Source organism: Candidatus Omnitrophota bacterium, from assembly GCA_030688425.1.
Taxonomy (GTDB): domain Bacteria; phylum Omnitrophota; class Gorgyraeia; order Zapsychrales; family JANLHA01; genus JAUYIB01.
Genome location: JAUYIB010000030.1, coordinates 64,772 through 89,264, shown reverse-complemented (window position 1 = coordinate 89,264; position 24,493 = coordinate 64,772). Strand labels below are relative to the sequence as shown.

Genomic DNA, 24,493 nt, shown 5'->3' with positions numbered 1-24,493 from the left:
AGGCAAACTAATTTCTCGAAGCCAAAGAAACGGGGTGGGAAGGCCTCTGCATCCAACGGGACCCGGCAGGGGGATTGAGGTTTTCGGGGGAATTGAGCGCGCGGCAACCATGTCAGAAGACGGGTGGCCGGGACGGGTGCGCTCACGATCCATGTGTCATGGCTTTCCGGCAACCCTGTCATTCCCTGTTATCCGCTAAATTCCCATTTAATCTCCGGCAAGAGAACCGCGTCCGTCTGACTGTGGCGGTTGTTCGACGCAATCCTAAGGATGTCCTTGCTGCGGACCACATAGGTGTGGATCAAATTTCTGTCCCATACCGAAAGTTTGGCCATGTAAACTCCCGGGGCCAGGTATAATTTCCCCAGATCAATCTTCAGCCGCCCCCGGCCGTCAAGAATGCCGGGATTGGCTCCCGCCTCATCAGAGCGCGCGTGACTGCACACAACACCATCGGACCTGACAAGGTCCACGATAAATATCGGGCTGTCGATCTGCTCTCTCACCGCGTATTCCAGTGTCAACTCCAGGGAATCGCCGATATCGAACGTGTCTTTATGGCCGGGCGCCCCTTTAGAGAAATGGACTTCCGTGATGTCCATCAAAGGCCGCGCGTCGTCTTTCAACTGTTTGTTCAAGACATTCATGCGGTGCCTCAACTCCTTTTCCCTGTTTTCAAGCACAATGTTCTGATACAGCGGGATCACATCGCCGACGGCCCCGTCGCGGACTACTGCCCCGTTCTGCAATAAGATGACCCGGTCACACAGGCTCTGGATCATGCCTAACTGATGGGAAACGAGCACGATCGTGGCCCCGGACTTTAAAAGTTCGCGGATTTTCTGGGCGCATTTGGCCTGGAACGCGATATCCCCGACCGACAAAACTTCATCGACCAAAAGGATGTCCGGTTCCATGTGCGCCGCCACCGAGAACCCGAGCCGTGAATACATCCCCGAGGAATACCGTTTGACCGGCGTATCAATGAATTCTCCGACGCCCGAGAACTCCACGATCTCATCGAATTTATCGTCAATCTCCTTCTTGCGCATCCCCAGGATGGTGGCATTGAGGTAAACGTTTTCCCGGCCGGTCAGTTCGGGATGGAACCCGGCGGTGACCTCGATCAGGGCCGAAAGCCGGCCGTTGATCTTAATGTCCCCTTTGTTGGGCTCCATGATGCGGGAGAGCAGCTTGAGGGTCGTGCTTTTCCCGGAACCGTTGGGACCCATAATGCCGATGACGCCGCCCTTTTCAATGTTGAAGCTCACATCCTTGACCGCCCAGAATTCTTTGTCCTCAAGGGTCAGACTGCTGTCCTCCCTTTTAAAAAGATTCGGGATGGCGTCGCGAAGAGAATTGAACTTCTCCCCTTTTCTAAACTTCTTCCAAACATTGGTGAATTCGATAGCGTTCATAAAGGAGTTCTCCTGTTAACGAGTTCGATGAGTTGCGAATTATATAAGGCTTCGTAAATATTTCATGATCCCGTGATCATTTTACGGATTTCTTCAACCTCTTTGAAACAACCGGGATTAGATATTCTCCGCGAACAGCGGCTCCTTTTTATGGAACACATACATCCCGAACCAAAACGCCGCCAAGGACGTGACGACCGCGTAATTAAGCCAAAAAATGTCCGGCATCTGGTGCAGCACGACAGCGCTCCTGAGGGCTTCCAAAATGCTTCCCAGGGGGTTGATCAGCATGAGCGGTTCCCACCGGCCGAACGCATCGGAGTTATAAAAGACCGGGGTAAAGAAAATCCCGAACATGAGCAGGATCTCAACCACATATTTGACATCCCGGTAAAAAAGATTGGCGGAGGATAAAATAAGCCCCAGGCCGATGGTGTAAAGGATCAAAAGGAGCACCAGCAGGGGCACCCACAAAAGATAGATGCTGACCCCCACCTGAAAGACCGCGAGAAGAATAACCGCGACCACCAGGGCCACGCTGAAATCGAACAGGCAAGCCAAAATGGAGGCAAAGACCAAAACCGCGCGGGGGAAATAGATCTTCGTCACAAGAGAACTATTGCCGACCAGCGCCTGAACGGCGAACCGGATTGAACTGATAAAAAAGGTCCACGGCAGGGTTTTGACGATAATGGAGATAATCCCCTGAATCTCCAGGGGCTTCTGGGACACGACGGCCATGGCTTTTTTGATCAAAATCCCGGCGCAAACCGCCACAATGGGCATGAAGACGGCCCAGAGAAACCCCATGGCGGCCTGCTTATACCTGACCCGCAGGTCCCGCATTGTGAGCATCACCAATAAATCCCGGTACTGAAAAATTCCCTTGATCGCTTTAAACATTTCGTTCTCCTTTATTCTTTAGCTCAAGACCCCTGGTGTTAAAACCGTCCGAGAATATTTCACCTTCCTCTTCAATGAAAAATACGGCCAAAGATATCACCACATTACGCAAGCCTGTATGGTTTTTCGACAAAATCCGCCAACTGCGTCAAAAATAATACCCGCGGCATGGGCAGCCAGTTCAAGCTTGCCGCGTATTTGGTTGAACAAAGGCATCGCATCATGCGCGGCAACAAATAGTTCGTGTCAAATATAGACCCCCGGAATTTAAATCGTGAAAGGTAATAAAAGGCTACCCCCCGGTTGATCTCTGCCGTCTTTTTATCCAGAATGGCGGGCGATTTCTTAGGTCCTTCATTCTCAAAAGGGATATGGGCGTGCCGGGGGTAAGCCCGGCGGATGCTGTCCGTGTGAAATTCTCTGTCGCCTGCCATGTCCCCAGGCAGGGACGATAAAAACCGGAACAGTTCATGGTCGAGGTACGGCGTAAAAACGGTCGGGACTCGTTCAAGAACCCGGTAAGGCAGGAGGGCGATGTCTCTCCGTGTCCGGTTCCAAAAACGAAATGCCGTAAAAGGGTCTGCCGCCGCCGCATATTTTTTCAATTCCGACGCCAAGGCGGCAATGGCCTGATCGAAATTAATTTTCGCATAAAATTGCTTGTGAAAAAAACGGCGGAAATCATTCTCATCACAAGAATAACGCCGGAAACAGTCTATAGCCAACTCCTCATATTTCTGCTTCCGGTACAGCTCAACATAAGCCAGACTCGGGTAATTTGATTTTGATAAAGTATCGCCCGCAAGACCGTCATAGAGGACTTCTGTGCTGTCGGCGAGATACTCGGCCAGAACGTACATTTGCTGGTGTTTATCACTGCAAAAATTCGTGTGGTAATTCTTTCTGATTTCCACCGCAGAATATTTTTCCGTTTGGTTCAAACAGACATGCTTGATCTCAAGTTCCCGGCACAACGCCGCCGCAACACGGACATCTTCTCCAAAGGATTTGCCGGCGAATTGCTCGTACGTTATACAAAATTTCGGCTTGCGGCCCTGCTGGACCAACTCGAGCAGGATGTGCCGGGAGTCCCGGCCGCCGCTTAACGGGACAACGGAATCATCATCTTTCGGCAACCGCCTTGCAATCGATCTTCTGAAAAGATGGATAAACTGGTCAATGGCGTCGTCCCTGGGGATTTTATTAACCTTTTCGACTGCCATATGTGACTTGACCGACAGTTGTCCTCGCGACCATTTCAATTCGGCCCCGGGTGGCAGCGCCTTGATATGTTTAAAGACAGTGTATTCACCGATGAGAGAGCTTAAACGCAAAAATATGGCCAGCCCCGTGTAATCCAATTCTTTTGGGGCCCCTAACTCAAAGAGCTTCATAATGGATGTTGATATGGCAAATTCCTGACTGCCGCACCAATAATAGACGGGATAAAAAGCAAATTGATCCGTCTTCACCTGGAGGGCCGCCCCATCCCATTTCCATTCCACAAATACCCCTTCACTCTCCCGGCCGGATTCCCCCGGGACTTTGTGCCCCAAGAAGCAATTTTGATGCCCACGGACGACAGGGTTCCCCCCTGTGAGTTTGACATGAAAATACTGTTCCTGTTTTAAATTTCCATTCATATCAGTTCAATGGCAGCTGCTTTTGGGCCATCCCCAGCCGTTCAAGGGTCTCGCGCGTGCCTCTCTCCTGATTAAACCGGGTTAGAATACATTCCCGGGCCTTCGAAGATATTTCTCGCGCCTCTTGCCCTGACAACATCAAGGCCCGGCGCAAACCGGCGTACATGTCCTGGGTTGATTTCTGCACGATAAACCCGTTAACCCCGTTTTGCATCGCTTCGCCGGCCCCCGGGACATCCGTCACCACGGGGACCAGGCCCACGGCCATGGCTTCCAGCATCGCGTTCGAAAGCCCTTCAATATCCGAAGGCAGGGCGAAGATGTCGCTCATCTGCAAAAAATCCATAACGCACTCCTGAAACCCTACAAAGACGATCCGACCGGCATTTTTTTTCGTTCCGGCCAGCCGTTCCAAATCCTTTCTGAGCGGCCCCTCCCCCACAAGGAAAAGCCATGAGCTGGGAACGCCGTCAATTTCGCCAAACGCGTCAATCAGGCGGTCGATGCGTTTTTCCGGCGACAAGCGCGCCGTTGAAACGATCACCTTGTCACCCGGTCCGATCCCCCACGAATGGCGCAATCGGGCCTTGGCCATGGCATCCGGATGAAAAACTTCCAAATCCACGCCATGATAAACCGTCACGGTCTTGTGTCTGGGATAACCATACCACTTGACCAGCCTGTCCCTCGAATCATTACCATTGCACACAATATAGCGGCACAGCCATCCCTTTAAGCCGCAGGCCAGCATGTGCTTGTACCACCACAATCCGAACCCCGGGATAAAGCTGAAAAACTTTTTATGGCTCCTCGCCGGCGGCTCCGGCGCGCCGAGCGCTTCCAACGAATATATCCGGCCAGGGCAAACCATAAACGCGGCCCAAAAATCCGATAGGATAAAATCGGTGAACGCGCCCTGGGTCAGGACGATCACATCGGGCTTAAGAGAAGCCAGAAAACGATACCTGGCGCCCAACGGCATATGCGGCTTACTCGGATTGGCCAAGGGAAAAAGCTTAACCTCGACCGGAAGCCCCTTCTGGCGTATCCGTCCAGAATGGATATCAAAATTGGTCACCAGGGTAACACGGGTCTTGGTATAATCCACGCTTTCAAAATACTCCAAAAGCCGTTTTTCAAAGCCTCCCCAGCCGCAATTTTTTCTTAAAATACGCAAAAAAATGTAGTGTTTCATTCCGCCGTCCAAAATGATTTTACACGAAGATCGTTTAATATCCCTATCTCAATTTGAAAATCTTCAAAAAATCACCGTTTAACATGTCTGACCAAAAGAACGGATGAGCCAGAATGATCGCTTTAATCCATCGGGGCATTTTTTTTGTTTTGTCCCAACGGCCCGCGATGCCTTTCAATCCGCAGTACAGCCCGTCCAGATACGCGTCAACAGCTTCCAGACGGCCCTCCTTTTGGGAATGGCCCAGTTCCGCAAAGGTCTTAGCAAGAAATTTGCGATAAAACCGGAACTTCCGAGAACTGTATTTTTGAAAGAAAAAGAAATTGTTCCGGGTAATATAGAAAAAGAAATACGGGGGCAGGTCTGCCTGCCCTTTCACATCGATCTCATGGCAGCGGTGAAAGACCTTCGCGTCCGTGGCGACCGCGATCTTGAATCCGGCCCGGTACGCCCGCAAGGAGTACTCCTGGTCCTCGCAGTAACAAAAATATTTTTCCTCGAACAGCCCGATGACGTCAATGACCTTGCGCTTGACCAGGGTCGCGGTAAACCACACCCAGAACCGGTCCGGTGGTATCTTGTCAATATCCCGGATGTCCGTCGGGCATATCTTCGTGCATTTCTCCCAATTGATCCCGGCCCCGCAATGCTGTAAGCGCCGGGAACTAAAATAATACAAGACCGGGCTGACCAACCCGATGTCTGGAGAAGATTCGGCCTTTCGGACCATCTTCTCGATTGTGTCCGGCTCCACAAAGGCGTCGGCATTCAATAACAGCACATAATCAATCCCTTTATTCAAGGCGTCCCTCACGCCCAAATTGTTCCCACCGGCCCAGCCAAGGTTATCTTTGCTTTTGATAAAGACAATGCCCGGGATGGACTGCTCAACTTTTTCCGCGGAACCGTCGGTGGAAGCGTTGTCCACAACGATGATTTCAATATTCTGATACGTGCTTTTTTTAAGGGCCTCGACGCACTCTGCGGTGTCCTGGAAACAATTCCAATTGATAACAATGACCCCTACTCGCGGATTATTCATGTTGAAGGTCCTTGAGCTCCCGCTCAAAATACCCGATCAAAAATTGAGTAAAACGTTTGCGCGCGGGAAGTGTCAGGTGCGTGAAATCATTGAATTCGCCGGCCGTAAAGACCGGCAATTCTTTGTTGGGCGTGTAAGTAAAACCGGTCTGCCGGGACTGGTCCGCCAAGAACCCCTGATAGGCCGCCATGACCTGGGGCGAGCAAATCTTGGGGAACAGCGGATGTAAAGGACAGGAAAGCACTATAAATTTGATGTTGCGGGAAGCCACGTCCCGGACAAAGATCGTAAACAATTCCTGGTAAAGGTCAGTATAACGGGTATATCGGTAGCGCGGATTCTCTTGTTTGCTTTCAATCTGCCTTTTATAGTAGGATCCGTCATAGGGCTTCGTAAAGAATGACATTTTTTGTTCCGGGCGTTTTACGACGCCCAAAGAATATTGCAGGCTGGTGAAAAAAACTGAATCGAAATGATTGCGGAACTTGTAAAACAACGAGAAAGAGCCAATCAAGGAGTCCAGCAAGTCGCCCCGGAAATCCTTGTCGTAATCTTCCCAGCGCAGGTGCTTGGCCAGTCCGGGGATGATGTTGGGATTGAAATAATATTCCAGGTTGTTGGCGGGCTGCAGCTTATATGGTGCATAAAAAGTTTCCACGTGCGGCGAATAGACGACAACGTCGGGTTTTGTGGCAAGAATGCGATCCTTTAACATGTAAAGGTCGATGGGATGAAAGTTCCCGATGACTCCCAAGTCATAGAAACGAATATTTTGACTGCTAAAATGGGCGTTCAGAACATCAAAATCAATCCCCTCCCTGCCCTGACTTGTCCCGATCATGAGCACTTTTTTAAAAGACGCATCAGGCGGAATACGACGCAATACGCTTACCAACCGGAGGGCGTCGTCGGAATGGAAGCGGTAATTATGCTCGGCATAACGCCAGAAGGCCGGGCAGCGGTCCAGGCCGACCTGCAATAACGTGAATAAGAGCAGGCTCGCGATAAACGGCCAGGGCAGTTTCTTAGAATTGGAAATAGATAAATTGGTTACCATTGGTCACTCCGTAAACCGTAAAATAAAAAATACAAACTACATAAAAAAGGACCTTCCAGACAGGGTGCGCCTTATACACACACAGCACATCCTTTGTCCGGTATTGAATAACCTGAACGGCAAGCAGGATCCAGATGAAATAAACGGTTTTTGAGATCATCGGCACAACATTCTCGCTCATGGTAAAGTTGAATATGACAGAGGACAGCATGTGCAAAGCGACGGACGCGCCGTTAATGCTGCGAAACAGCAGCATGCCGATGGAGATCAATTGAAACATGAAAACAACGCGCGCGGCATACCATAGCGCTTTTCCCCAGCCGGATTTCGGGACGATCCAATTCTGGCAGTGCATCCGGATAAAAGTATAGGCGCACAATAAACACCCGTAATAAACCCCGAAAAGGATATAGTTCCATCCGGCCCCGTGCCACAGCCCGATCACGGTCATGTTGATCATCAGCGCCGCGTAGACCCGGACGTTCCCCGCCAAAAACCGCATCCCGCGGAACAGGGGGATATACAAATAGTCCCGCAGCCACGAGCTTAAGCTGATATGCCACCTGTTCCAGAAATCCTGGACATTGGTGACAAAAAACGGCAGATTGAAATTGATCATCAGCTCAAACCCCATGATCTTCCCCAACCCGCGCGCGATGTGGCTGTAACCGGCAAAATCACAATAGATCTGAAATGTAAAGGCGTAGGAGGCAAAGAGAACTTCCATACCGTTAAAAGGCGGTACTTTGACCGCGTAGACAGTCTCCACCACCTTGGCAAGGTTGTCCGCTATCACGGCTTTCAGAAATAATCCCCAAAAAATCAAAAAACACCCCTCGTAAAACTTGTCGAGCCGGACGATCCGGGGTTTGAGGACCTGCGGCAAAAGGTTGACGGCCCGCTCAATGGGCCCGGCAACCAGCTGGGGAAAAAAAGACACATACAGGGCGAAATCAAAGAATCTGTCCGTGGGTTTTAACGCCTTTCGATAAACATCGATGGTATAGCTCATTGTTTGAAACGTGTAAAAGGATATCCCCACCGGCAAGATAATATTCAGGTAAAACGGGTCAGCCGCGATCCCGAAGACATTTAACAACCTGCCCAAATTGCCGGCAAAAAAATTAAAATATTTAAAAAAGCCCAGGATGCTCAGACTTGAAAAAATGCTCAACATCAAAAATCGCTTGCGGACAACGGGGTTCTCTGTCCGGGAAATGTTAAGCGCGCAAAAATAGTCAACCGTGGTCGTCAGCAATATCAGGGACAAAAAACGCCAATCCCACGATCCGTAGAATACATAACTGGCGACGAGCAATAGCCGATTCTGCCACCGATGGTTTAACCGCAGGTAGAGCAGGTAAACCGGAACCAGGAAAAGAAAGAATTTTAAGGAATTAAATAACATCTGTGAGAACCTTTGTTTTACAGAAGCGGCGCCTGACCGCCAGTGACCATGATCTTCTGTCCCGTTGTGTACGATGAAAAAGACGACGCCAGAAAAACGACCGCCTGGGCCACGTCCTCCGGGGAGGCGTTGCGCTTCATCGGCGAATCGCTTTTGATCTTTTCGACAAAAACCTTGGCCATGTGCCCGGTCAGATCGGTCTCCAGAAAAGCGGGGACAACCATGTTCACCTGGATGTTCTGGCCGGCAAATTCGACCGCAAGGCTTCGGGTCAGGCCGACCAGGGCGCTCTTGGCAACGACGTATTTGGCCTGATGAGGCGGCGGATTATCCACGGCCACCGTCCCCACGTTGATGATCTTTCCCGCTTTCCTTGCCACCATCAGCGGCAAAACTTCCTGACAGCAGTTGAACGCGCCCTTCACGATCACGTCCATATCCTTCTGGGCCTCTTCCCACGTCGTTTCAAGAAACGGCGTCGGCCGAAAATCCCGGACCGCGTTGTTAACGAGGATATCGATCCGGCCGAACTTCTCAACGGCCGCCCTGACCATCGCTTCGACCTGACGGCGGTCGGCGACGTCGGCCTGGAACGCCAGGGCTTTTCCTCCGGCCTGCTCGATCTCCCGGACAACGCGCAGGGCATCCGCTTCTCCACGATGATAATTAACAACCACCGAAACCCCGAACAGGGACAACAGTTTGGCCGTGGTCTCGCCGATTCCACGGCTGGCGCCGGTGACCAAAGCGACCTTATTGTTCAACTGAAGGTCGAGGGCCCTCTCCTTCAATTCTGCAACGCTCGGCATCAATCGCCGCGGATTGTTGACACGGGTCTTTATGTCGCCTGTTGCGAGCATTGGCCCATCCCCTTCCGCATTTAGAACCTCCCATTTCTCAACCAGGATGTTGGTCGAAGGCGAGTGGAATTTGATCTCCCCGGCAAACCGGTACGTTTGATCCCATGGCAAAGAGGACAAAAATTCCGCATGAAAGTCTATAAAAGTGGCCTTTTTCCCGGGGATGCACATTCCGACAAAAGTTGAGCACAGGGAAACGGACAGCAGGTTCGCCGAGTCACAGTGCGTGTCCCACGCGTCCGCTGGGAAGGCATCTCCATTCAACAAGCCGGCGCGAAGGATGTCCAGAAGCCCTCCCTTGGTCCCGAGGGACAATCGAAAGGGAAACGAATCACTCGTCCCTTTTTCTACTGTGACATTTTCACGCTCTTTTAACGGCGTCAGCAACAAAGACCCGGCATCCGGAAGTGGCCGTTCCGGCGAGGATTCACCCGGGTGGCCATAACACAATTCAATCTTTCCCATCGTCACAACCGCCTTGGAAGCGGTATGAATGATACTGAACTCAAATGCGGCCGTATCCTGGTCCGACTGTGCCGGTTCCAGGGCCACGCGCAGTTCATCTCCCGCAAATACGGGTTTGAGAAATGTTCCTGACAATTTTTGGATCCATGCCCTTTTCCCATGCCTCCAGCACACGGACGGACAAAGCACGAAAAGAACGGGCAGCATGCCGTGCGCGACATTCGCCCGGAACGCCGAGGTCCGCCCGAAATCGGCGTCCATATGCAGAGAGCTGAAATCGCCGGTCAGGGCAGCGAACATTTTGATCATCTCCGGCGAAATGATTAACACCGCCTCAGAGACAGGCTGGTCATAACCAGCTTTGGATGGATTATGCGATGACATCTGTCGCTCCCTCGGAGATGTCCACAGTCAATTGTTCCGGGACCTCATATCCCTGGGTCATGTCCCAGACAAACAGCTGAGGTTCGGGTTCATTCACCTTCAAGCGCTGGAGAAATTCCAGGCACGGCTTGTTTTTTGCCGTCGGGAGATATCTGGCCTGCAGTTGCGTCACCCCGCGTTCCCGTGCGTATGCATAAACGACATGGAGCATAAGGTCCTCGACCTTCCGGCCGAACACCCGGCAGCTTAAAATGAAATCCACGATCAGGGCGACGGGGCCGTCGATCTCCACGCTGGCGATCCCGGTCAGGCCGGAGTCCCCGAATTTGTCGGCGACGCGGAACGTCCACAATTTTCTCGATGGATGAGCCGCCCAGGCCTCCAGCTCGGGTTCCGACATCCGGCGGGTGGAAAGGTTCATCTGGTTGGTTTTATTGAGCAATTGTGTCGTCCGGGCCAAATCCATTTTGGACAACGGAGTGACCTTCACTTTAATATCCAGACTTTTAAGCCACTCGTCTAAAGAACCGACCTGGGTCAGCATGTCTTTGCGGCCCCTCTCCTGCGCGTACATCCGGGAACGTTCCAGGTCCTCGGCCGTCACGTTTGGACTATCGAAACAGCCCAGCGACAAAAGCGTCTTGCGGTATAACAGTTTGTCCTGCGGCCAGTCCGGGACCAAAACTTCCGGCAGGGTTTCCCGGACGCGGGCCCGTTCGATCGGGTTATCGTCGATAAAAATCACGGACTGCAGGCCGAGGTTCAACTCCGCCGCAAGTTCGGCGATATTCTGCGCCTTATCGTTCCAGTTGATCCGCCAGCCGGAAAAATCTTCCTCTTTCAGGACCATCTCCGGATGCCGGCGGATGGCCTCCAGGGCTGTCGCTTCCTCGTTCTTGCTGACGATCCCCAGCAGGATGCCCTGCCGCTTGAGAGATCTTAACGCCAGCTGGAAATCCGCGAAGGCCTCGCCGATGGGGTCATGGCCTCCCAGGCGGATGTTCTCCCAACCCTCATCGCCGACGATCCCGCCCCAGAGCGTGTCGTCCAGGTCGAGAACAACGAGCTTCCGGCTCAAGCCCCTGATGCCGCGCAACGCGGCCTTGATGTCGCCGGCCGCCTCTTTGAAGACCAGGGAATCAAAAGGAATTTTTCCCATATACCACAGCTTGGGATTAAAAGCGTTCCGTCCGACGGCCTCAACCCAGCCCCGGGGATTCAGGACATGAATCGAAGAAGAATCCGCCGTGTTCTCGATCAGTCGGGCGTTCATTTTCATCAATACGTAGGACAGCCCACGCCGCTTTTTCATGTCCTGAAGAACATTGACCTTGTGCTGATACGGCGCCAGCATCCACCCGGCGATCAAAATGACCGTCTTCCCCTTCTCCCGGGACCGGAGCAGTTGGGAGAAGCGGTCTACCTCTTCCAGGATCTCCTCAAGAGAGACGTCTTCAAACGCCAAAAACCGCCGGAAAGAATCGAACAGCCGGTCCGGCTGCGTCCAGATGAACAAAAAGTCCTTCCCCCGGGCGGACGGATCGTCGGGGTTCAGCAGGACAGCCATGACCTGGTTGAAATCCGCGGACGCCACCTCCAGCGCGGGCAGACCTTCGGCGTTGTTCAGGTAGTTTGCCAGCACTTCGGCGTTGAAATCCGATATCAGCAGTCCCTGTAACGGGGAGTCATCCATTTTGTCCCTCGACCAATTGCGAAATGTACTTTGCCAGCGTGTCCACGTTCTGAAAAGGGCTTGACTCTTTTGAAAAGGCCTGGTCATTGACAAGCGTGACCCGCGCGCCCAGTTCCTCTTCGATCTTCTGCTCAAGCCCGACGATCAGGAGGGTCAATCCCAGGGAGTCCACCGCTCCGGACTCGTCAAACAAAGGGGCCTGGGGAGATTTTTGAATCCTCCTGTCCTTTGGAAGGGAATCGTTCAATGCGTCGATCGCCGCGTAAATGACATTTAGAATTTTTTCAGAATTTATGATTATCTTATCGGCCATGTTCGATTACCCCTTTCGTAAATTGGATAACAACTTCAGTGCAATATTTGCGCAGCGGCATAAACGGCTTCGGCTATTTACATTTTAACGGCCGCAAGTATGTCATTTTTTATTTAAAATACAAGCTGCAATCAAAAGTAAAAAAATAAATATTAATTCATCCCTTTTTCCTGCGCCACGCCAACTCTTGATCAAGGATCTTTTCCCCATAACCCCTATACATCAAACTGTTTTTAATAAAAATAAGTTGATTATACCGCGGGTACCCAAGACATTTAACCAAGAAAGGCGCCATGCCCCTGCGTTCTGAATACTGTTTTTCCATAAAACGGACAGCCTCCGGCATAGTCGAAGCTGTATCGATATTGAGCGCCAAACAACGTTGAAAGTAAACACGGTTTTTATCCATTAATGCTTTTAGCTGTTCCTTTCTCAACAAACCCGGTTTTTCCATCAACATGCGGCTCAGCTTATTAATTATTTTCGCTTTATCTTTAATCTTATTCTCAATCTGCTCCGATATACCCACTTTGTGAATCGTATAATCACAGAGCGTTTCATGGGTGTGCGCGACAACAGCGCCTCCAGCCAATATCCTCAAAAACAAATCGTAGTCCTCAGTATTAAACAGCGATTCGTCAAAAAAACCTGCCGCTGCGACAACATTTCTTTTTATCATCGTCGCAACTGGAGGACTTTGATTTTGAATAATCCATTGATAAAACTGGTCCTGACTTTGTATGCCGATAATAACATTTTTTCGGGTGCCATCCCAGTACACCAAGTCAAAGTCACAGACTGCCATGTCGCTCTCTGCTCTTCGCATTGTTTCTATTTGGCGTTCAAGGTATTTGGGATACAACAGGTCATCTGAATCAAAGAAAACAACAAATTCTCCCACAGCCATTCTCAAACCATTATTTCTGGCCCCTGCCGCGCCCATGTTTTTTTGATAACAATATTTGATTTTCTCTGATTTAATATTTTCCTGAACAATTTTCCCTGTGTTATCCGTTGAACCATCATCAACAATAATCAGCTCAAAGTCCTGGAATGTTTGAGCCAATACGGATCGCACGGCATTTTCGATGAATTCCGCATGGTTATACGTGGCCATGATTATGCTTACCGCAGGCATTAAGAAACCCTTTCCTTGGAATGTCCGGCGCTTAAATGGCGATAATCATGTACGAGCTGTTTCAAGAAATCTTTATCGTTAAATTGTTTTACGATTTGCATGACCTCCTGAAGAACAAAGGCTGTCTTAAAACTGCCGGGATATTGCCTTTTAATAACCTCGTAAAGCACAGAAGCTCCCTCGGTGTCATTTTTAGCCAGAAAATATTTGATAAAAGCGATTTGTCCACGGGAAAAGGCGTAATATTTACGGTAAAGATCGCCATTAAAAATACAGTCCACCCAATTCTGCCTGACGCAATTATCATCTTTAATTCGATATTCGCTTGTGCAACAGCTAATATGCTTAAAATCATAGCGGCCGGCGCAACGGATCCAGAGGTCCTCATCTTGCCCAGGGCGCAACTTTTCATTAAAAAGCCCAACTTCCCTGAGGATCCCTTTCTCGTGCAGGATGGTATTTGTTCCCATGTATGGCCTCGAAACCATGGTCCCTCTATCAAAGGGGACATCCCATACAGGGCCCATCCGCTTTGATTTAAATCGTCCCTGGTCAAGAGAGCCAATGCAAAAGACCATATTCGTATAACCGAGCTTGAATTGGCTCTCTCTCAAAAGGCCAACCAGCGCCTCCAGATGATGGGGATAATAGACATCATCATCATCCAGATAGGCCAGATATTTCCCGCGGGCCTTTAGGATCCCCAGGTTTCTGGCGGCTCCCGGGCCGGAACGCTCATCTAAACAAAAATATTGGATTTTATTTGAATGGAATGATTCGACAATCTTTTGGATTTCCTGCGGGCCGCCGTCATTGATGACAATGAGTTCAAAATCCTTGAAGGTCTGGTTTAAAACGCTTTGAATGGCCTCCTTTATTTCCTGACTATCGCGATTTGCAGGCATAATCACGGAAACTGTTATCTCATCATCCAGCAAACGTTCGGGAAACTTGTATTTGAATTCTTTTGATAATAGTTCGGCGCGCTCATAAACCTTGTCTTGTTTGCAATTCAAGCGCAACGACTCCAGAGAACACATAAGCGCCAGAAAAGTTTCATTACGGTTTATATAAATCTCGGTTAATTTATTTAAAGCAAGCCAAGGTTCACGGGAATGCATGCCTTGCAGCTGTAAATACTTTTTCACATCATCTTTGCTCTGTTCTTTAATGGTTGAGGAAGCTTGAAAGTATGCCTGGGCTCTAGCGCGATCCGCCGGGTTTTGGAAGGCTTCAGAAGCAAGCTTTTTATAATTTTCAGCAATTGGTCTTTTTGACCGGCCGCTGGACAAACGCTTCAAGAGGATTTTCAGCAGGAACAATGTCATTACAATAAATAGCGCTCCGGAACACACTGCGAGTGCCGTAAAAATTATACTGAAGGCCTCCTGCACCATACGCCCTAACCAAAACGAGACAAAAAGCAGTATCGCCGACAGTATCCAGAAACGCTTAAGGCCTATCTTTTCGAAAATGGTGATGAGCAACGCTGCCTTAAGCAGGACTTTGCCATAACTTTTCATGTCAAGGTTATAGCGTCGAAATATCTTTATGGGATGGGCGGCATGACGGCTGGCAATTTCCGCCCACGCGCGCGCCTTGTGATCCACAAAGCGTATCGACTGAAAAGAAGCCGGCCATTGCCGCAATTCTTTGGCGGTCAAGAATCTTACACGATCATCTTTCGCAAGACTGGATAAAAGGCTGTCTAACTTCTCAAAATCCGTCCCTTTAAACATCCAGGAGTGAAAAACAACATGATAAAGAACCGGGGTCCTCAGATCGCCATTGCTAAACTCCCTGGCAAACTCAAAAACATCTTCCCTGGCATTGTGAAGAGCCATCAAATTTTTAACGGAATAATAAGGCTTTTCTCCGCAAAGCGCTGTCTTGAACCTTTCATCCCTCAGGGCCTCTAAAGCGTTTCGATCTAACGTCCCCCAGGGGAAAGTAAACGTCTCGATCCTTGTCCGGAGCACCGCCTCCAAATGGTCCCTGCCTCTTTTAAATTCAGTTCTCACAAAATCCCTGTCCAACCCGTTAAACTCGCTATATCCTTTTTCCGGATAAATGGGGGCAAAAGGCAACCATTTGTATCCCAGCCCTTGATATACGGCGTCGGATAGAGCCGATTCTCTGCCGGGATGGAGATGGTTTGTTTGGTGCGTAGTCCCGTGCTGAACAATTTCTATCAGGCCTTTAGCCGAAAACTCCCGCAACAAATCGACCATGGCCGAGTTCTCGGATAATTCATGAAACCGCGGCCCGCGATAGTTGTGCGGATCCTCGCTCATAAAGGGGATCACGGAGACCACCTGAGGGATACCGTATTTGGCAAAAACATCCAGAAAACGGCGTTCATGGGCCGCGTCGCTTAACGCGCACGGGTCGTCGTTACGAAAAAGGATGTTAATGGGCTTGATATTCAAACGCATAATATGCTCGATGATAGCGGGAATCAGACCTTAAACTTTCAAATTTTCCTTAGCCGGTGGTTGCTTGCCCTGCCGCATCAGCTGCAATACCACGTTGTCTTCGGCCAAATCGATCATTTTCCAGGTCAGCGGCACGTCTTGTGGGATATCTGTATTCACAACGGCCTGTTCCGCCAGCCCCACGGGAAAAAGGTTCTGCGCCCGCACCGTTTCCGCCGCGTCGATCAGACCGTAAACCGTGTATCCCCCGATGCCGTCCAGCCGTTCCCCGGCCTTCAAATCGCGTTTGGCCACGGCGAAAACATCCGCGCTGCGGCCGATGGGGGCCATGGTCGGGACTCCCAGCAATACAACATCGGAGATCGACCGCGGGGCCTCAAAATAACACAGGTGGTGGTCCCTGAAAAAGAGATAATACGGCCCTTCGCCTTTTTTCAGATACGCCATGTCTTCGGATATCCGGTCACCCTCTCTTTTGCCGATAACAAAGATCCCTCCGCCTTGATCAACCCCGTCGATCCCAAGGGTGTAATCCACAACGCCCTTTTGAGTGATGATTTTTAAAAAATCCTGTACCAGGGAAGACTTGCTGGTTTTGGGGCCGTGCATCCCCCGCTTGTCCGGTTTTAGACCGAAAGCGTTAGCCACAGTCGCCAATTCCATGGCCTGTTTGGTCCCGTCCGTAAACGCGGTGATCATTTTCGGATTCTGCCCCGGGCGGACCCAGGGCATGATGTCTTCCGGCGTCTTGTGGACATCCAGGAACCCCTTGCAATTGCCGGCCACGATGATCTCCATGCCGAAAGATTTCGCTTCATGGATCACCCGCGCTAAACAGCCGGGCTGGTCGCCGTCACAAACGGAATAAATCACCTTGTTTTCAGCGGCGATCGCGGCCAGTTCCGGGCCAACCGCGCAGTCCAATTCCGCGCTGATCGTTATAAAATGCCGCCCGTTTTGCAGGGTGTCCAGCGCGGCCTGGGCGCCGAACAAAATATTCCCGGTCGTGTCAAAAACCGCGTCGATCCCCTTCAGTTCCGCGATCAGCTCCGAAACCTCACTGACTAAATATTGTCCCTTGTCCAGGCCACGACGTAACTCCGCCGGCGTCCGGACGGCCCGGATATTTGATCTGGAAACGCCATTGTCTGCCAGGATATCCGTCGCCTTCTCCGCATCCTGGGTGAAAACCACGCGCGGCTCCATTCCCCGATAGCGGAACAACTCCTGAATGAGCCCGCTGCCGAACCAGCCTGTTCCCAGCACAGCAATATTGATCAGGGTGTCGGCTTTCTCCCGTTTAACCAGCAGCTGATGAATATGATCACCTACCATGACGTCTCCTTTAAAGGCCCGCTTTGAACAAGGATATCCAGCATAAGCCTATTCCACAATTTTAACTTCCGGATGAGGCAGAATGAATTTTGTCTTGGTGTTGCCCCAAGAGCGTACCTTGCGGATAATTTCATCTTTATAGTTCCAAATTGTCAGCAAATAATAGTCGGGAGGATCCTGACGCCCTTCCTCTTCGCTGATTATCTTGATGTTCACTAAAGGGATGAATTTCCCATGCTTGATGCTCGTCGAATCGACAACGCAGGGGACAATATCATCCGTAATTCCGTAATAATTGAAAAGTGTCACGGATTTGGCGGATGCCCCGTAGGCATGGATCGTCGCGCCCGAAAAAGATAACGACTCTAATAACTGTTTCAGCTTTTGCTTGTTCTCCTTCAAGCCATCGATAAAGTCGCGGTAGAATTCCTTTTTGTGCATATTCTTTTCTTTCCCCAGGTATTCTCTCACGCGTCCGCTCACGGAAAGGTTTGAGGACTGCAGTTGGGCGACATACAACATGGTCCCGCCGTGAATATGGCCATGGAACACGTCGACCAATTCAAAACCGTTGCGCGTTAACATCTCGCGGATGCTGCGCAGATTGTAATAATACATATGTTCATGGTATATCTGGTCAAACTCTTGGTGCTTTACGGTATCGAGAAAATAGGCGTTTTCGATGACGAGCACGCCCCGAGGGCTCAGGATCGTTTTAACGCCATCCAGCATGAGCCATGGCTTTTCATTATGAGCAAAGCAGTGTCGGGCGATGACCATGTCCTTTTTTCCGCTTTCTTTTAAGACTTTTTCAGCAGATGCGATGTTAAAGAAATCATTGATGGTCGGGATGCCGCCCTCATTGGCCATTTTGGCGATATTTTTGGCGGGGTCCACGCCAAGGACAGAATTTACCTGCGGCTTGAGGAATTCCAGAAATTTTCCGATATTACTGCCGATTTCCAGGACATTGGCCGTGGCAGGCAGATACCTATTGTTCTGCAAAAAAGAAACAATTTGTCCGTAATGCTCTCTCAGTTCCTGGCTGTCGGGGGTAATATAATTGTACGTGTCGTAAAGCTCATGGTCATCCGCACAGTAGCTCAATTGGGCGGACGAGCATCGTTTGCAAATCAACAGGGCCAGGGGATAAATTTTGATAGGGACCAGAGTTGAATCCACTAAGGCATTCGCAAAGGGATGGTGCCGCAAATTGAGCAGCATGAAGGTCTCTCCCTCGCAAATCCGGCATAAATGCGTCTGCCCGGCATCACGCCTAAAGGATGTGCGGTCTTCTAAATTTTTGATCGTTTTGGCACTCATGATGAATCTCCCTCTACCGCTTATTTTAAAACACGTTGCGCAACCGTATGCCAAGCCTTCAACGCTAAACTCTCCGGGACCTCAACATCGTCCCAGCGAACCATCTGCCCCTCGTCGACGTCACGTTTGAAAATCACGTCCGACAACAGCCCCATCGGGACGTGGTCGGCGTGGTCCTTGATCCTGACGGCGATCCCCCGGATGTCGAAACTCCCCAAGGGATGGCGGATGGCGTGCCCTTTGACGATCTTATGCTTGGTGATCGCCGCGATGCTTACGGTCGGAGCGCTCGAATTGTCCAGCAGGACCGGGCCTCCGTTCAGGATGCGGCGCACCGTTTTGATGATCTCCATGTGGCAGAGAATCGCGTTATTATGGAAAAAGTAATAGGGCCCGGGCCCCATTTTCAAATATTCCAGCGCGTCCTTCTGCCGCGGGTCCCCCTCCGCGACGATGAAAACGCGGACGGGCGATTTGCCGTTGACCACATAGTCGCTGATGGGCTGACTGAGCTTGCGGGCGTGCTCGACGAGGTCAAAGGCGCTCTTTGCAATATTTTCAGCGTCCCATCCCAGCATCCCGTCCTGATAGATCGCCGCCCCGAAACCGTTGGCCACCAGGGCCTGCTCATACTGCAATTTGGTCCCATCGGTGGCCCCGGTCACCATTGCCAAGCTGATCCCCTGCTTTTTTGACCAAAAACGCATGTCCTCAATCGCAGGATTAGGATTATAAAACCCCTTCACATTCCCATAAACAACCGGTTTAAATCCCATCGCCGTGACGTCTTCACGCAGCGCCGCCAGGCATCCGGGCTGGTCCCCGTCCGCCTCGGTCACGACCCCCTTCCCGACAAAATAACTTCCAGTCGTCACATGGAACTCGGCATCCATCGTAACAACGGGAATCCCGGCCTTCAGGACCCGGTCAATGGTCTCTGTCGCGTGGATGACGTGCCCGCTGCATTCCAGGACAATGTCGGAATGGTCTATCAATTCCTCAATGGAATCGGTCAACAGATCCTGCCCGGGGAAATCGCGGCAGTCCCGGGGATCTCGGCGCGTCAGGGCCCTGGAAATCGCGACATCCGGCGACTGGACCGCCGAATAGTAAAATCCCTTAGAAATGAACCCGGTCCCGATAACGCCCACTCTTTTTTTAAGAGAATTCTTTTTCATGCTTTCTCGCCTATTCTGAGCCAGCCGCGGCGTATGGCATACACCGCTGCCAGGCCGCCGAATAGATTGATGGCAAGATCAATCACCGAAGGCTCCCGTCCCTGTACATTTCCTTGCAAGACCTCTATCAGGGCCCCGTAAGCGACAGCTATGGCTAACGCCGACCCTAAAACCCTGCGGCAAAACTTCATGACCCTTAAAGTGCCGGCCCACAAAAACGTTAATCCGGCATAAGCCGGCGCATGGAGAGAATTATGCAGGATCACTTTCCACAACGGCGGCTCAACCTGCCGCACATACGGCAGCAAGGAACCCCACAACAGAACGAACATATACAGTCCAGTTATGGTCAGCCATAAAGCAAAAGCGTTATCGTTCCGTTTCTCCATCAGGCGCGAACCCCCGTCGTCTCACGGTATTCGCCGCTCTTGATCCGGTCCAGCCAAGGCTTATTCTTGACATACCATTCGATGGTGGCCTTTAACCCCTTCTCAAAAGGAGTCTGCGGCTCCCATCCCAGGTCCCGCTTGATCTTGGAGGCGTCGATCGCGTAACGGCGATCGTGCCCGAGCCGGTCCGTCACGAATTGAATCAGGCTCTCGGGCTTACCCAGTGTTTTGAGCAGAAGCTTCACAATATCGATGTTGTGCCACTCGTTATTCCCGCCGATGTTATACACCTCACCCGGCTTTCCCTTTTCCCTCACCGCGTCAACGGCCCGGCAATGGTCTTCCACGTAAAGCCAGTCCCTCACATTCATCCCGTCGCCGTAAACAGGCAGTTTGATATCCGCCAGCGCGTTGGTGATCATGAGCGGGATCAGTTTTTCCGGGAATTGGTACGGACCGTAATTGTTGGAACACCGGGTGATCACGCCGGGAAACTGATAGGTGTGCCAATACGCCCGGACCAGGAAATCGCTCCCCGCCTTGCTGGCGGAATAGGGGCTGTTGGGCGCCAGCGGCGTTTCCTCCGTAAAATACCCCGTGGGGCCGAGACTTCCATAAACCTCATCAGTGGAGACATGGATGAATTTCTTGACGTTGTGCCGCATGGCGGATTCCAGCAGATGATAAGTCCCCATAACGTTGGCTTTAACAAAGAGCGACGGGTCGGCGATGCTGCGGTCGACGTGCGTTTCCGCGGCGAAATGCACGACCTCGCTGACGCCTTTCATGGCCGCTTCCACGTCCTGCAACTCGGCCAGGTCCCCCAACACAAACGTGTAGCGGGGGTCCCCTTCCATGTCCCGGAGGTTGTCGCGGTTTCCGGCATACGTCAATTTGTCCAGATTGACGATCTCAAGGTCCTCATGGGCCTGGAGCATGAAACGCACGAAGTTGGAGCCGATAAAACCGCACCCGCCTGTGACCAGGATCCTCTTCATATCTTTTGGCTCCGCATGGATGGATTACTGGGAATTTGAGTTTTCATGGACCCTTCCACAAACCGTTTGACGGCGTCCTGCCAGTCCGGGATCCGGACATTCAACGCCGCGCTGAGCTTCTCATTCGACATGGCCGAAAACGCCGGCCTGCGTGCCGGCAGGATCAAGGGACTTGATAAAACCGGCTTGATGTCCTTGTTCTTGAGATGGAAATAATACCGCGCCCATTCATAGCGGGCGCAAAACCCGCTGTTGCACAGATGGTACAGCCCTCTTAAAGATTTATGCAAAGCCAACATGACCATTTCCGCAATATCCCGGGTGTAGGAAGGAGATGAGGTCTCGCCCGAGGCTATTTTTAACATGCCCTTCTCCTGGTCCCATCCCTCCAGCTTCGAAAGGAAATTGTTCTCCCCCTCCCCGAAAACCCAGCTTAAACGGAACACCAGATAATCTTTCATTTCCTCGGGCACGCTTTTCTCCCCGGCAAGCTTGCTGGCCCCGTACACGTTCACAGGGTTGGGCCGGTCCTCCTCCTTGTAAACCGTCCCTTGAGTGCCATCAAAAACATAATCCGAGCTGAAATGGACAAGAAATATTTTGCGAGTGTTGCATAATCGGGCCATATGGCGGACCGCATCGCTGTTCACCCGGAAGGCCTGCTCCCTGCTATTTTCCGCCTCGTCGACACGGTTATACGCCGCGCAGTTGAGGACCACCCCGGGCCTGACCTCATCCAACACTTCTTCCAACCGTTCCGGATCCGTGATATCCAGGGACCGGAACTGTTCGGCCCGACAGGGAACACCTTCTTTTTCTAATTTTTCAACGAATGCCCGGGCCAACTGTCCGCCCGCACCTGTGATCAAAATTTTCTTATTTTTCGGCATAATGAAAATTATTGTCCGCATTCTTGAGAAAAGGCAAATCACTGTCTTTCTTGGACAAAAGCGGCTTTTGCAAAGGCCACGAGATACCCAAGGCGGGGTCGTCCCACCGGATACCGCGCTCTTCAGGCGGCGAATAAATCTCCGTGCAGTAATAGATCACCTGGGCCGTCGGGGTCAACGCGCAGAATCCGTGAGCGAACCCTTCAGGGACATACAGCATTTTCTTTTTCTCGGCATCCAGGTTCATTCCGAGCCAGCGGCCGAATGTCGGCGAACCCTTGCGGACATCCACGGCCACGTCAAAGACTTCCCCTTCAATAACGCTCACAAGCTTTCCCTGCGCCTTCGGGCTCTTCTGGTAATGCAGGCCACGCAACACGCCCTGGATACTGTGGGAATGATTGACTTGAACGATGTCTTTGGCGATGCCGAAACTTCTGAAATCCGTCGCCTTGACGATTTCGGCAAAATAACCGCGCTCGTCAGGAAAAACCGCGGGTTCAATCAACAGAACCTCGGGAATGTCCATTTTTTGACAACGGAACGGCATGATTAACCCTTCTTGGTCAAAGAACGCAAATACTCACCATAGTTGGTTTTGATGTTGTCGGCCAGCCGCAGAAGCTGGTCCTTGTCGATGAACTTCATGTGGTAGGCGACTTCCTCCAGACAGCCGATCTTGAGCCCCTGCCGGTCCTCAATGGTGCGGATGAACGCCGAGGCATCCAGGAGGGATTCATAGGTCCCGGTGTCCAGCCAAGCATAACCTCGCCCGAGCAGAGCCACCTTGAGCTTGTTGTTCTTCAGATAGGCCTGGTTGATGTCCGTGATCTCGACCTCGCCCCGGGCCGATGGTTTGAGGGCTTTGGCGATCGAGACAACATCATGGTCATAAAAATAAAGCCCCGTGACGGCGTAGCTTGATTTCGGGACTTTGGGTTTCTCTTCAATGGAAACGGCATTGTTGTTCTTGTCGAATTCCACAACCCCGTAGCGCTCGGGGTCCTTGACGTAATAGGCGAACACCGTGGCGCCGGTTTCCTGGCCAACAGCGTGCTTCAGTTCATCCACAAGGCCGTGGCCGAAAAAAATATTGTCCCCCAGGACCAGGGCGACGCGGTCTTCGCCGATGAATTTTTCACCGACCCGGAAGGCGTCCGCGATGCCGCGCGGCTCGTCCTGAACGGCGTAGCTGATCCGGATACCGAAGTCGCTGCCATCCCCGAACAGCTCCCGGAAAGACGGCAAGGCCTGCGATGTGGAGATCAACAGGATGTCCCTGATCCCGGCCAGCATCAGGACGGAAAGAGGGTAATACACCATCGGCTTGTCGTAAACCGGAAGAAGCTGTTTGCTGACACCCTTTGTGATGGGATAAAGCCGGGTGGCCTTCCCTCCCGCCAGAACAATTCCTTTGATCGCATTGGACATGCCGTCTCTCCCGCCGGTGCCGGTTACTTGTTAAAGATTTTCCGGAAATAATCCACGGTCCGCTTCAGCCCTTCCTCGAATTCGACAACCGGCTTGTATTTGAGCACCCGGGTGATTTTCGAGATGTCCGCTTCCGTCCTGAACACATCGCCGGCCCGGACCGGAAGAAGTTTGGGCTGAATGTTCTTGCCGATAATTTTGTTCAACGCCTCTATAAGATAAAGGACCGTCTGCGATTTCCCGTTGGCCACGTTGACCACCTCGTGCTTGATGCCGGGTGTGGTGGCGGCCAGATAATTCGCCGAGATAACGTTTTCAATGTAGGTGAAGTCCCTCGACTGCTTGCCGGTCCCGAAAACGGGCGGCTGTTCGTCATTGAGGATGCAGTGGGTGAACTTGGGGACAACGACGGCGTATTCGTCATCCAGCGCCTGCTTGGGGCCGAACACGTTGAAATACCGCAGGCAGACCGTTTCCACGCCGAAATGCGCGGAAAAAATCCGGCAGTAATACTCGCCGGCCAGTTTGCTCAGGGCGTAGGGGGAGATCAACAACGGATACTGGCTTTCCGTTTCGGGAAACTGGTCGGTGTCGCCATAGACAGAGCTTGAGGAGGCGAACACGAACCTCTTCACCTTTTGCTTGGCCGCGGCCTTGAGCATGTTGAGGATGCCGTTGATGTTCACGTCGTTGTAACTCTCGGGGTCGTTCATCGACTTGGGGACGGACCGCAGTGCCGCCTGGTGCATGACGGCGTCAACGCCCGCGCAGGCCTTTTCCGCGGAGTCCTTGTCGCGGATGTCCCCGCGGACCAGCTCGAACTTGTTCTTGCCCAGCCCCTTGGCAAAGGATAGGTTCTCTTCCTTCCCGGAATAAAAATTATCAAGCACGCGGACATAATGCCCCTGTTTGGTCAGAAGCTCCGCGATATTGGACCCGATGAAACCGGCGCCGCCGGTGATTAAAAATTTGGCCATGACTTATCCTTTCGTCAA

Annotated in this window: 21 protein-coding genes; all 21 read right to left on the bottom strand. The window is 51.6% G+C overall.

The annotated features are described in order from the left end of the window. Positions 1-188: 188 nt before the first annotated feature. Entirely contained in the window at positions 189-1,418 is a 1,230-nt protein-coding gene (locus Q8Q08_11740; GenBank protein MDP2654685.1) for an ABC transporter ATP-binding protein, read from the bottom strand. Positions 1,419-1,535: 117 nt separating this feature from the next. Next, positions 1,536-2,321: an ABC transporter permease gene (locus Q8Q08_11735; protein MDP2654684.1), complete on the bottom strand. Its 786-nt coding sequence runs from the start codon at positions 2,319-2,321 to the stop codon at positions 1,536-1,538. A gap of 104 nt (positions 2,322-2,425) precedes the next feature. Then, positions 2,426-3,544, bottom strand: coding sequence for an asparagine synthase-related protein (locus tag Q8Q08_11730; GenBank protein MDP2654683.1), 1,119 nt, complete (start codon positions 3,542-3,544; stop codon positions 2,426-2,428). A 421-nt stretch (positions 3,545-3,965) separates the two neighbouring features. Beyond that, positions 3,966-5,159 carry a glycosyltransferase gene (locus Q8Q08_11725; GenBank protein MDP2654682.1) on the bottom strand — a complete coding sequence of 398 codons (1,194 nt, stop codon included), beginning with the start codon at positions 5,157-5,159 and terminating at the stop codon, positions 3,966-3,968. Between the two features lie 43 nt (positions 5,160-5,202). Further along, the gene (locus Q8Q08_11720) at positions 5,203-6,201 is read right to left on the bottom strand and encodes a glycosyltransferase family 2 protein (protein ID MDP2654681.1); all 999 of its coding nucleotides are present in this window, start codon (positions 6,199-6,201) and stop codon (positions 5,203-5,205) included. Beyond that, complete coding sequence (locus tag Q8Q08_11715) at positions 6,194-7,258, bottom strand: hypothetical protein (protein MDP2654680.1); 1,065 nt, start codon at positions 7,256-7,258, stop codon at positions 6,194-6,196. The genes Q8Q08_11720 and Q8Q08_11715 overlap by 8 nt, the downstream gene beginning before the upstream one ends. Then, positions 7,227-8,666, bottom strand: coding sequence for an MBOAT family O-acyltransferase (locus Q8Q08_11710; GenBank protein ID MDP2654679.1), 1,440 nt, complete (start codon positions 8,664-8,666; stop codon positions 7,227-7,229). The genes Q8Q08_11715 and Q8Q08_11710 overlap by 32 nt, the downstream gene beginning before the upstream one ends. 17 nt (positions 8,667-8,683) lie before the next feature. Beyond that, the gene (locus Q8Q08_11705) at positions 8,684-10,375 is read right to left on the bottom strand and encodes an SDR family oxidoreductase (protein ID MDP2654678.1); all 1,692 of its coding nucleotides are present in this window, start codon (positions 10,373-10,375) and stop codon (positions 8,684-8,686) included. Further along, the gene (locus tag Q8Q08_11700; protein ID MDP2654677.1) at positions 10,362-12,068 is read right to left on the bottom strand and encodes an HAD-IIIC family phosphatase; all 1,707 of its coding nucleotides are present in this window, start codon (positions 12,066-12,068) and stop codon (positions 10,362-10,364) included. Before Q8Q08_11700 ends, Q8Q08_11705 begins: the two co-directional genes overlap by 14 nt. Then, positions 12,061-12,381: a hypothetical protein gene (locus tag Q8Q08_11695; GenBank protein MDP2654676.1), complete on the bottom strand. Its 321-nt coding sequence runs from the start codon at positions 12,379-12,381 to the stop codon at positions 12,061-12,063. The genes Q8Q08_11700 and Q8Q08_11695 overlap by 8 nt, the downstream gene beginning before the upstream one ends. A gap of 157 nt (positions 12,382-12,538) precedes the next feature. Further along, on the bottom strand, positions 12,539-13,519 hold the full coding sequence (locus Q8Q08_11690; GenBank protein MDP2654675.1) for a glycosyltransferase: 981 nt from the start codon (positions 13,517-13,519) through the stop codon (positions 12,539-12,541). Next, a complete protein-coding gene (locus tag Q8Q08_11685; protein MDP2654674.1) occupies positions 13,519-15,954 on the bottom strand; it encodes a glycosyltransferase in 2,436 nt (811 codons plus the stop codon). The genes Q8Q08_11690 and Q8Q08_11685 overlap by 1 nt, the downstream gene beginning before the upstream one ends. A gap of 30 nt (positions 15,955-15,984) precedes the next feature. Beyond that, the gene (locus tag Q8Q08_11680; GenBank protein MDP2654673.1) at positions 15,985-17,289 is read right to left on the bottom strand and encodes an SAF domain-containing protein; all 1,305 of its coding nucleotides are present in this window, start codon (positions 17,287-17,289) and stop codon (positions 15,985-15,987) included. A 48-nt stretch (positions 17,290-17,337) separates the two neighbouring features. After that, positions 17,338-18,612, bottom strand: a complete 1,275-nt coding sequence (locus Q8Q08_11675) for a methyltransferase domain-containing protein (protein MDP2654672.1) — start codon at positions 18,610-18,612, stop codon at positions 17,338-17,340. Positions 18,613-18,632: 20 nt separating this feature from the next. After that, the gene (locus Q8Q08_11670; protein MDP2654671.1) at positions 18,633-19,790 is read right to left on the bottom strand and encodes an NAD(P)-dependent oxidoreductase; all 1,158 of its coding nucleotides are present in this window, start codon (positions 19,788-19,790) and stop codon (positions 18,633-18,635) included. After that, positions 19,787-20,179 carry a VanZ family protein gene (locus Q8Q08_11665; GenBank protein ID MDP2654670.1) on the bottom strand — a complete coding sequence of 131 codons (393 nt, stop codon included), beginning with the start codon at positions 20,177-20,179 and terminating at the stop codon, positions 19,787-19,789. The genes Q8Q08_11670 and Q8Q08_11665 overlap by 4 nt, the downstream gene beginning before the upstream one ends. Next, on the bottom strand, positions 20,179-21,177 hold the full coding sequence (gene rfbB, locus Q8Q08_11660; protein ID MDP2654669.1) for a dTDP-glucose 4,6-dehydratase: 999 nt from the start codon (positions 21,175-21,177) through the stop codon (positions 20,179-20,181). The genes Q8Q08_11665 and rfbB overlap by 1 nt, the downstream gene beginning before the upstream one ends. Then, on the bottom strand, positions 21,174-22,067 hold the full coding sequence (rfbD, locus tag Q8Q08_11655; protein ID MDP2654668.1) for a dTDP-4-dehydrorhamnose reductase: 894 nt from the start codon (positions 22,065-22,067) through the stop codon (positions 21,174-21,176). The genes rfbB and rfbD overlap by 4 nt, the downstream gene beginning before the upstream one ends. Continuing rightward, positions 22,054-22,617, bottom strand: a complete 564-nt coding sequence (gene rfbC / locus Q8Q08_11650; protein MDP2654667.1) for a dTDP-4-dehydrorhamnose 3,5-epimerase — start codon at positions 22,615-22,617, stop codon at positions 22,054-22,056. Before rfbC ends, rfbD begins: the two co-directional genes overlap by 14 nt. 2 nt (positions 22,618-22,619) lie before the next feature. After that, positions 22,620-23,486 carry a glucose-1-phosphate thymidylyltransferase RfbA gene (rfbA, locus tag Q8Q08_11645; protein ID MDP2654666.1) on the bottom strand — a complete coding sequence of 289 codons (867 nt, stop codon included), beginning with the start codon at positions 23,484-23,486 and terminating at the stop codon, positions 22,620-22,622. 35 nt (positions 23,487-23,521) lie between these two features. Continuing rightward, complete coding sequence (locus Q8Q08_11640; GenBank protein MDP2654665.1) at positions 23,522-24,475, bottom strand: SDR family NAD(P)-dependent oxidoreductase; 954 nt, start codon at positions 24,473-24,475, stop codon at positions 23,522-23,524. Between the last annotated feature and the right edge of the window lie 18 nt (positions 24,476-24,493).

Coding starts and splice junctions, on each gene's coding strand:
- Q8Q08_11675 (MDP2654672.1), bottom strand. CDS start 18,612: ATGAGTGCCAAAACGATCAAAAATTTAGAAGACCGCACATCCTTTAGG.
- Q8Q08_11700 (MDP2654677.1), bottom strand. CDS start 12,068: ATGGATGACTCCCCGTTACAGGGACTGCTGATATCGGATTTCAACGCC.
- Q8Q08_11690 (MDP2654675.1), bottom strand. CDS start 13,519: ATGCCTGCGGTAAGCATAATCATGGCCACGTATAACCATGCGGAATTC.
- rfbC (MDP2654667.1), bottom strand. CDS start 22,617: ATGCCGTTCCGTTGTCAAAAAATGGACATTCCCGAGGTTCTGTTGATT.
- rfbD (MDP2654668.1), bottom strand. CDS start 22,067: ATGCCGAAAAATAAGAAAATTTTGATCACAGGTGCGGGCGGACAGTTG.
- Q8Q08_11725 (MDP2654682.1), bottom strand. CDS start 5,159: ATGAAACACTACATTTTTTTGCGTATTTTAAGAAAAAATTGCGGCTGG.
- Q8Q08_11705 (MDP2654678.1), bottom strand. CDS start 10,375: ATGTCATCGCATAATCCATCCAAAGCTGGTTATGACCAGCCTGTCTCT.
- rfbB (MDP2654669.1), bottom strand. CDS start 21,177: ATGAAGAGGATCCTGGTCACAGGCGGGTGCGGTTTTATCGGCTCCAAC.
- Q8Q08_11680 (MDP2654673.1), bottom strand. CDS start 17,289: ATGGTAGGTGATCATATTCATCAGCTGCTGGTTAAACGGGAGAAAGCC.
- Q8Q08_11665 (MDP2654670.1), bottom strand. CDS start 20,179: ATGGAGAAACGGAACGATAACGCTTTTGCTTTATGGCTGACCATAACT.
- Q8Q08_11715 (MDP2654680.1), bottom strand. CDS start 7,258: ATGGTAACCAATTTATCTATTTCCAATTCTAAGAAACTGCCCTGGCCG.
- Q8Q08_11710 (MDP2654679.1), bottom strand. CDS start 8,666: ATGTTATTTAATTCCTTAAAATTCTTTCTTTTCCTGGTTCCGGTTTAC.
- Q8Q08_11685 (MDP2654674.1), bottom strand. CDS start 15,954: ATGCGTTTGAATATCAAGCCCATTAACATCCTTTTTCGTAACGACGAC.
- Q8Q08_11695 (MDP2654676.1), bottom strand. CDS start 12,381: ATGGCCGATAAGATAATCATAAATTCTGAAAAAATTCTAAATGTCATT.
- Q8Q08_11740 (MDP2654685.1), bottom strand. CDS start 1,418: ATGAACGCTATCGAATTCACCAATGTTTGGAAGAAGTTTAGAAAAGGG.
- Q8Q08_11640 (MDP2654665.1), bottom strand. CDS start 24,475: ATGGCCAAATTTTTAATCACCGGCGGCGCCGGTTTCATCGGGTCCAAT.
- Q8Q08_11670 (MDP2654671.1), bottom strand. CDS start 19,790: ATGAAAAAGAATTCTCTTAAAAAAAGAGTGGGCGTTATCGGGACCGGG.
- Q8Q08_11735 (MDP2654684.1), bottom strand. CDS start 2,321: ATGTTTAAAGCGATCAAGGGAATTTTTCAGTACCGGGATTTATTGGTG.
- Q8Q08_11730 (MDP2654683.1), bottom strand. CDS start 3,544: ATGGCAGTCGAAAAGGTTAATAAAATCCCCAGGGACGACGCCATTGAC.
- Q8Q08_11720 (MDP2654681.1), bottom strand. CDS start 6,201: ATGAATAATCCGCGAGTAGGGGTCATTGTTATCAATTGGAATTGTTTC.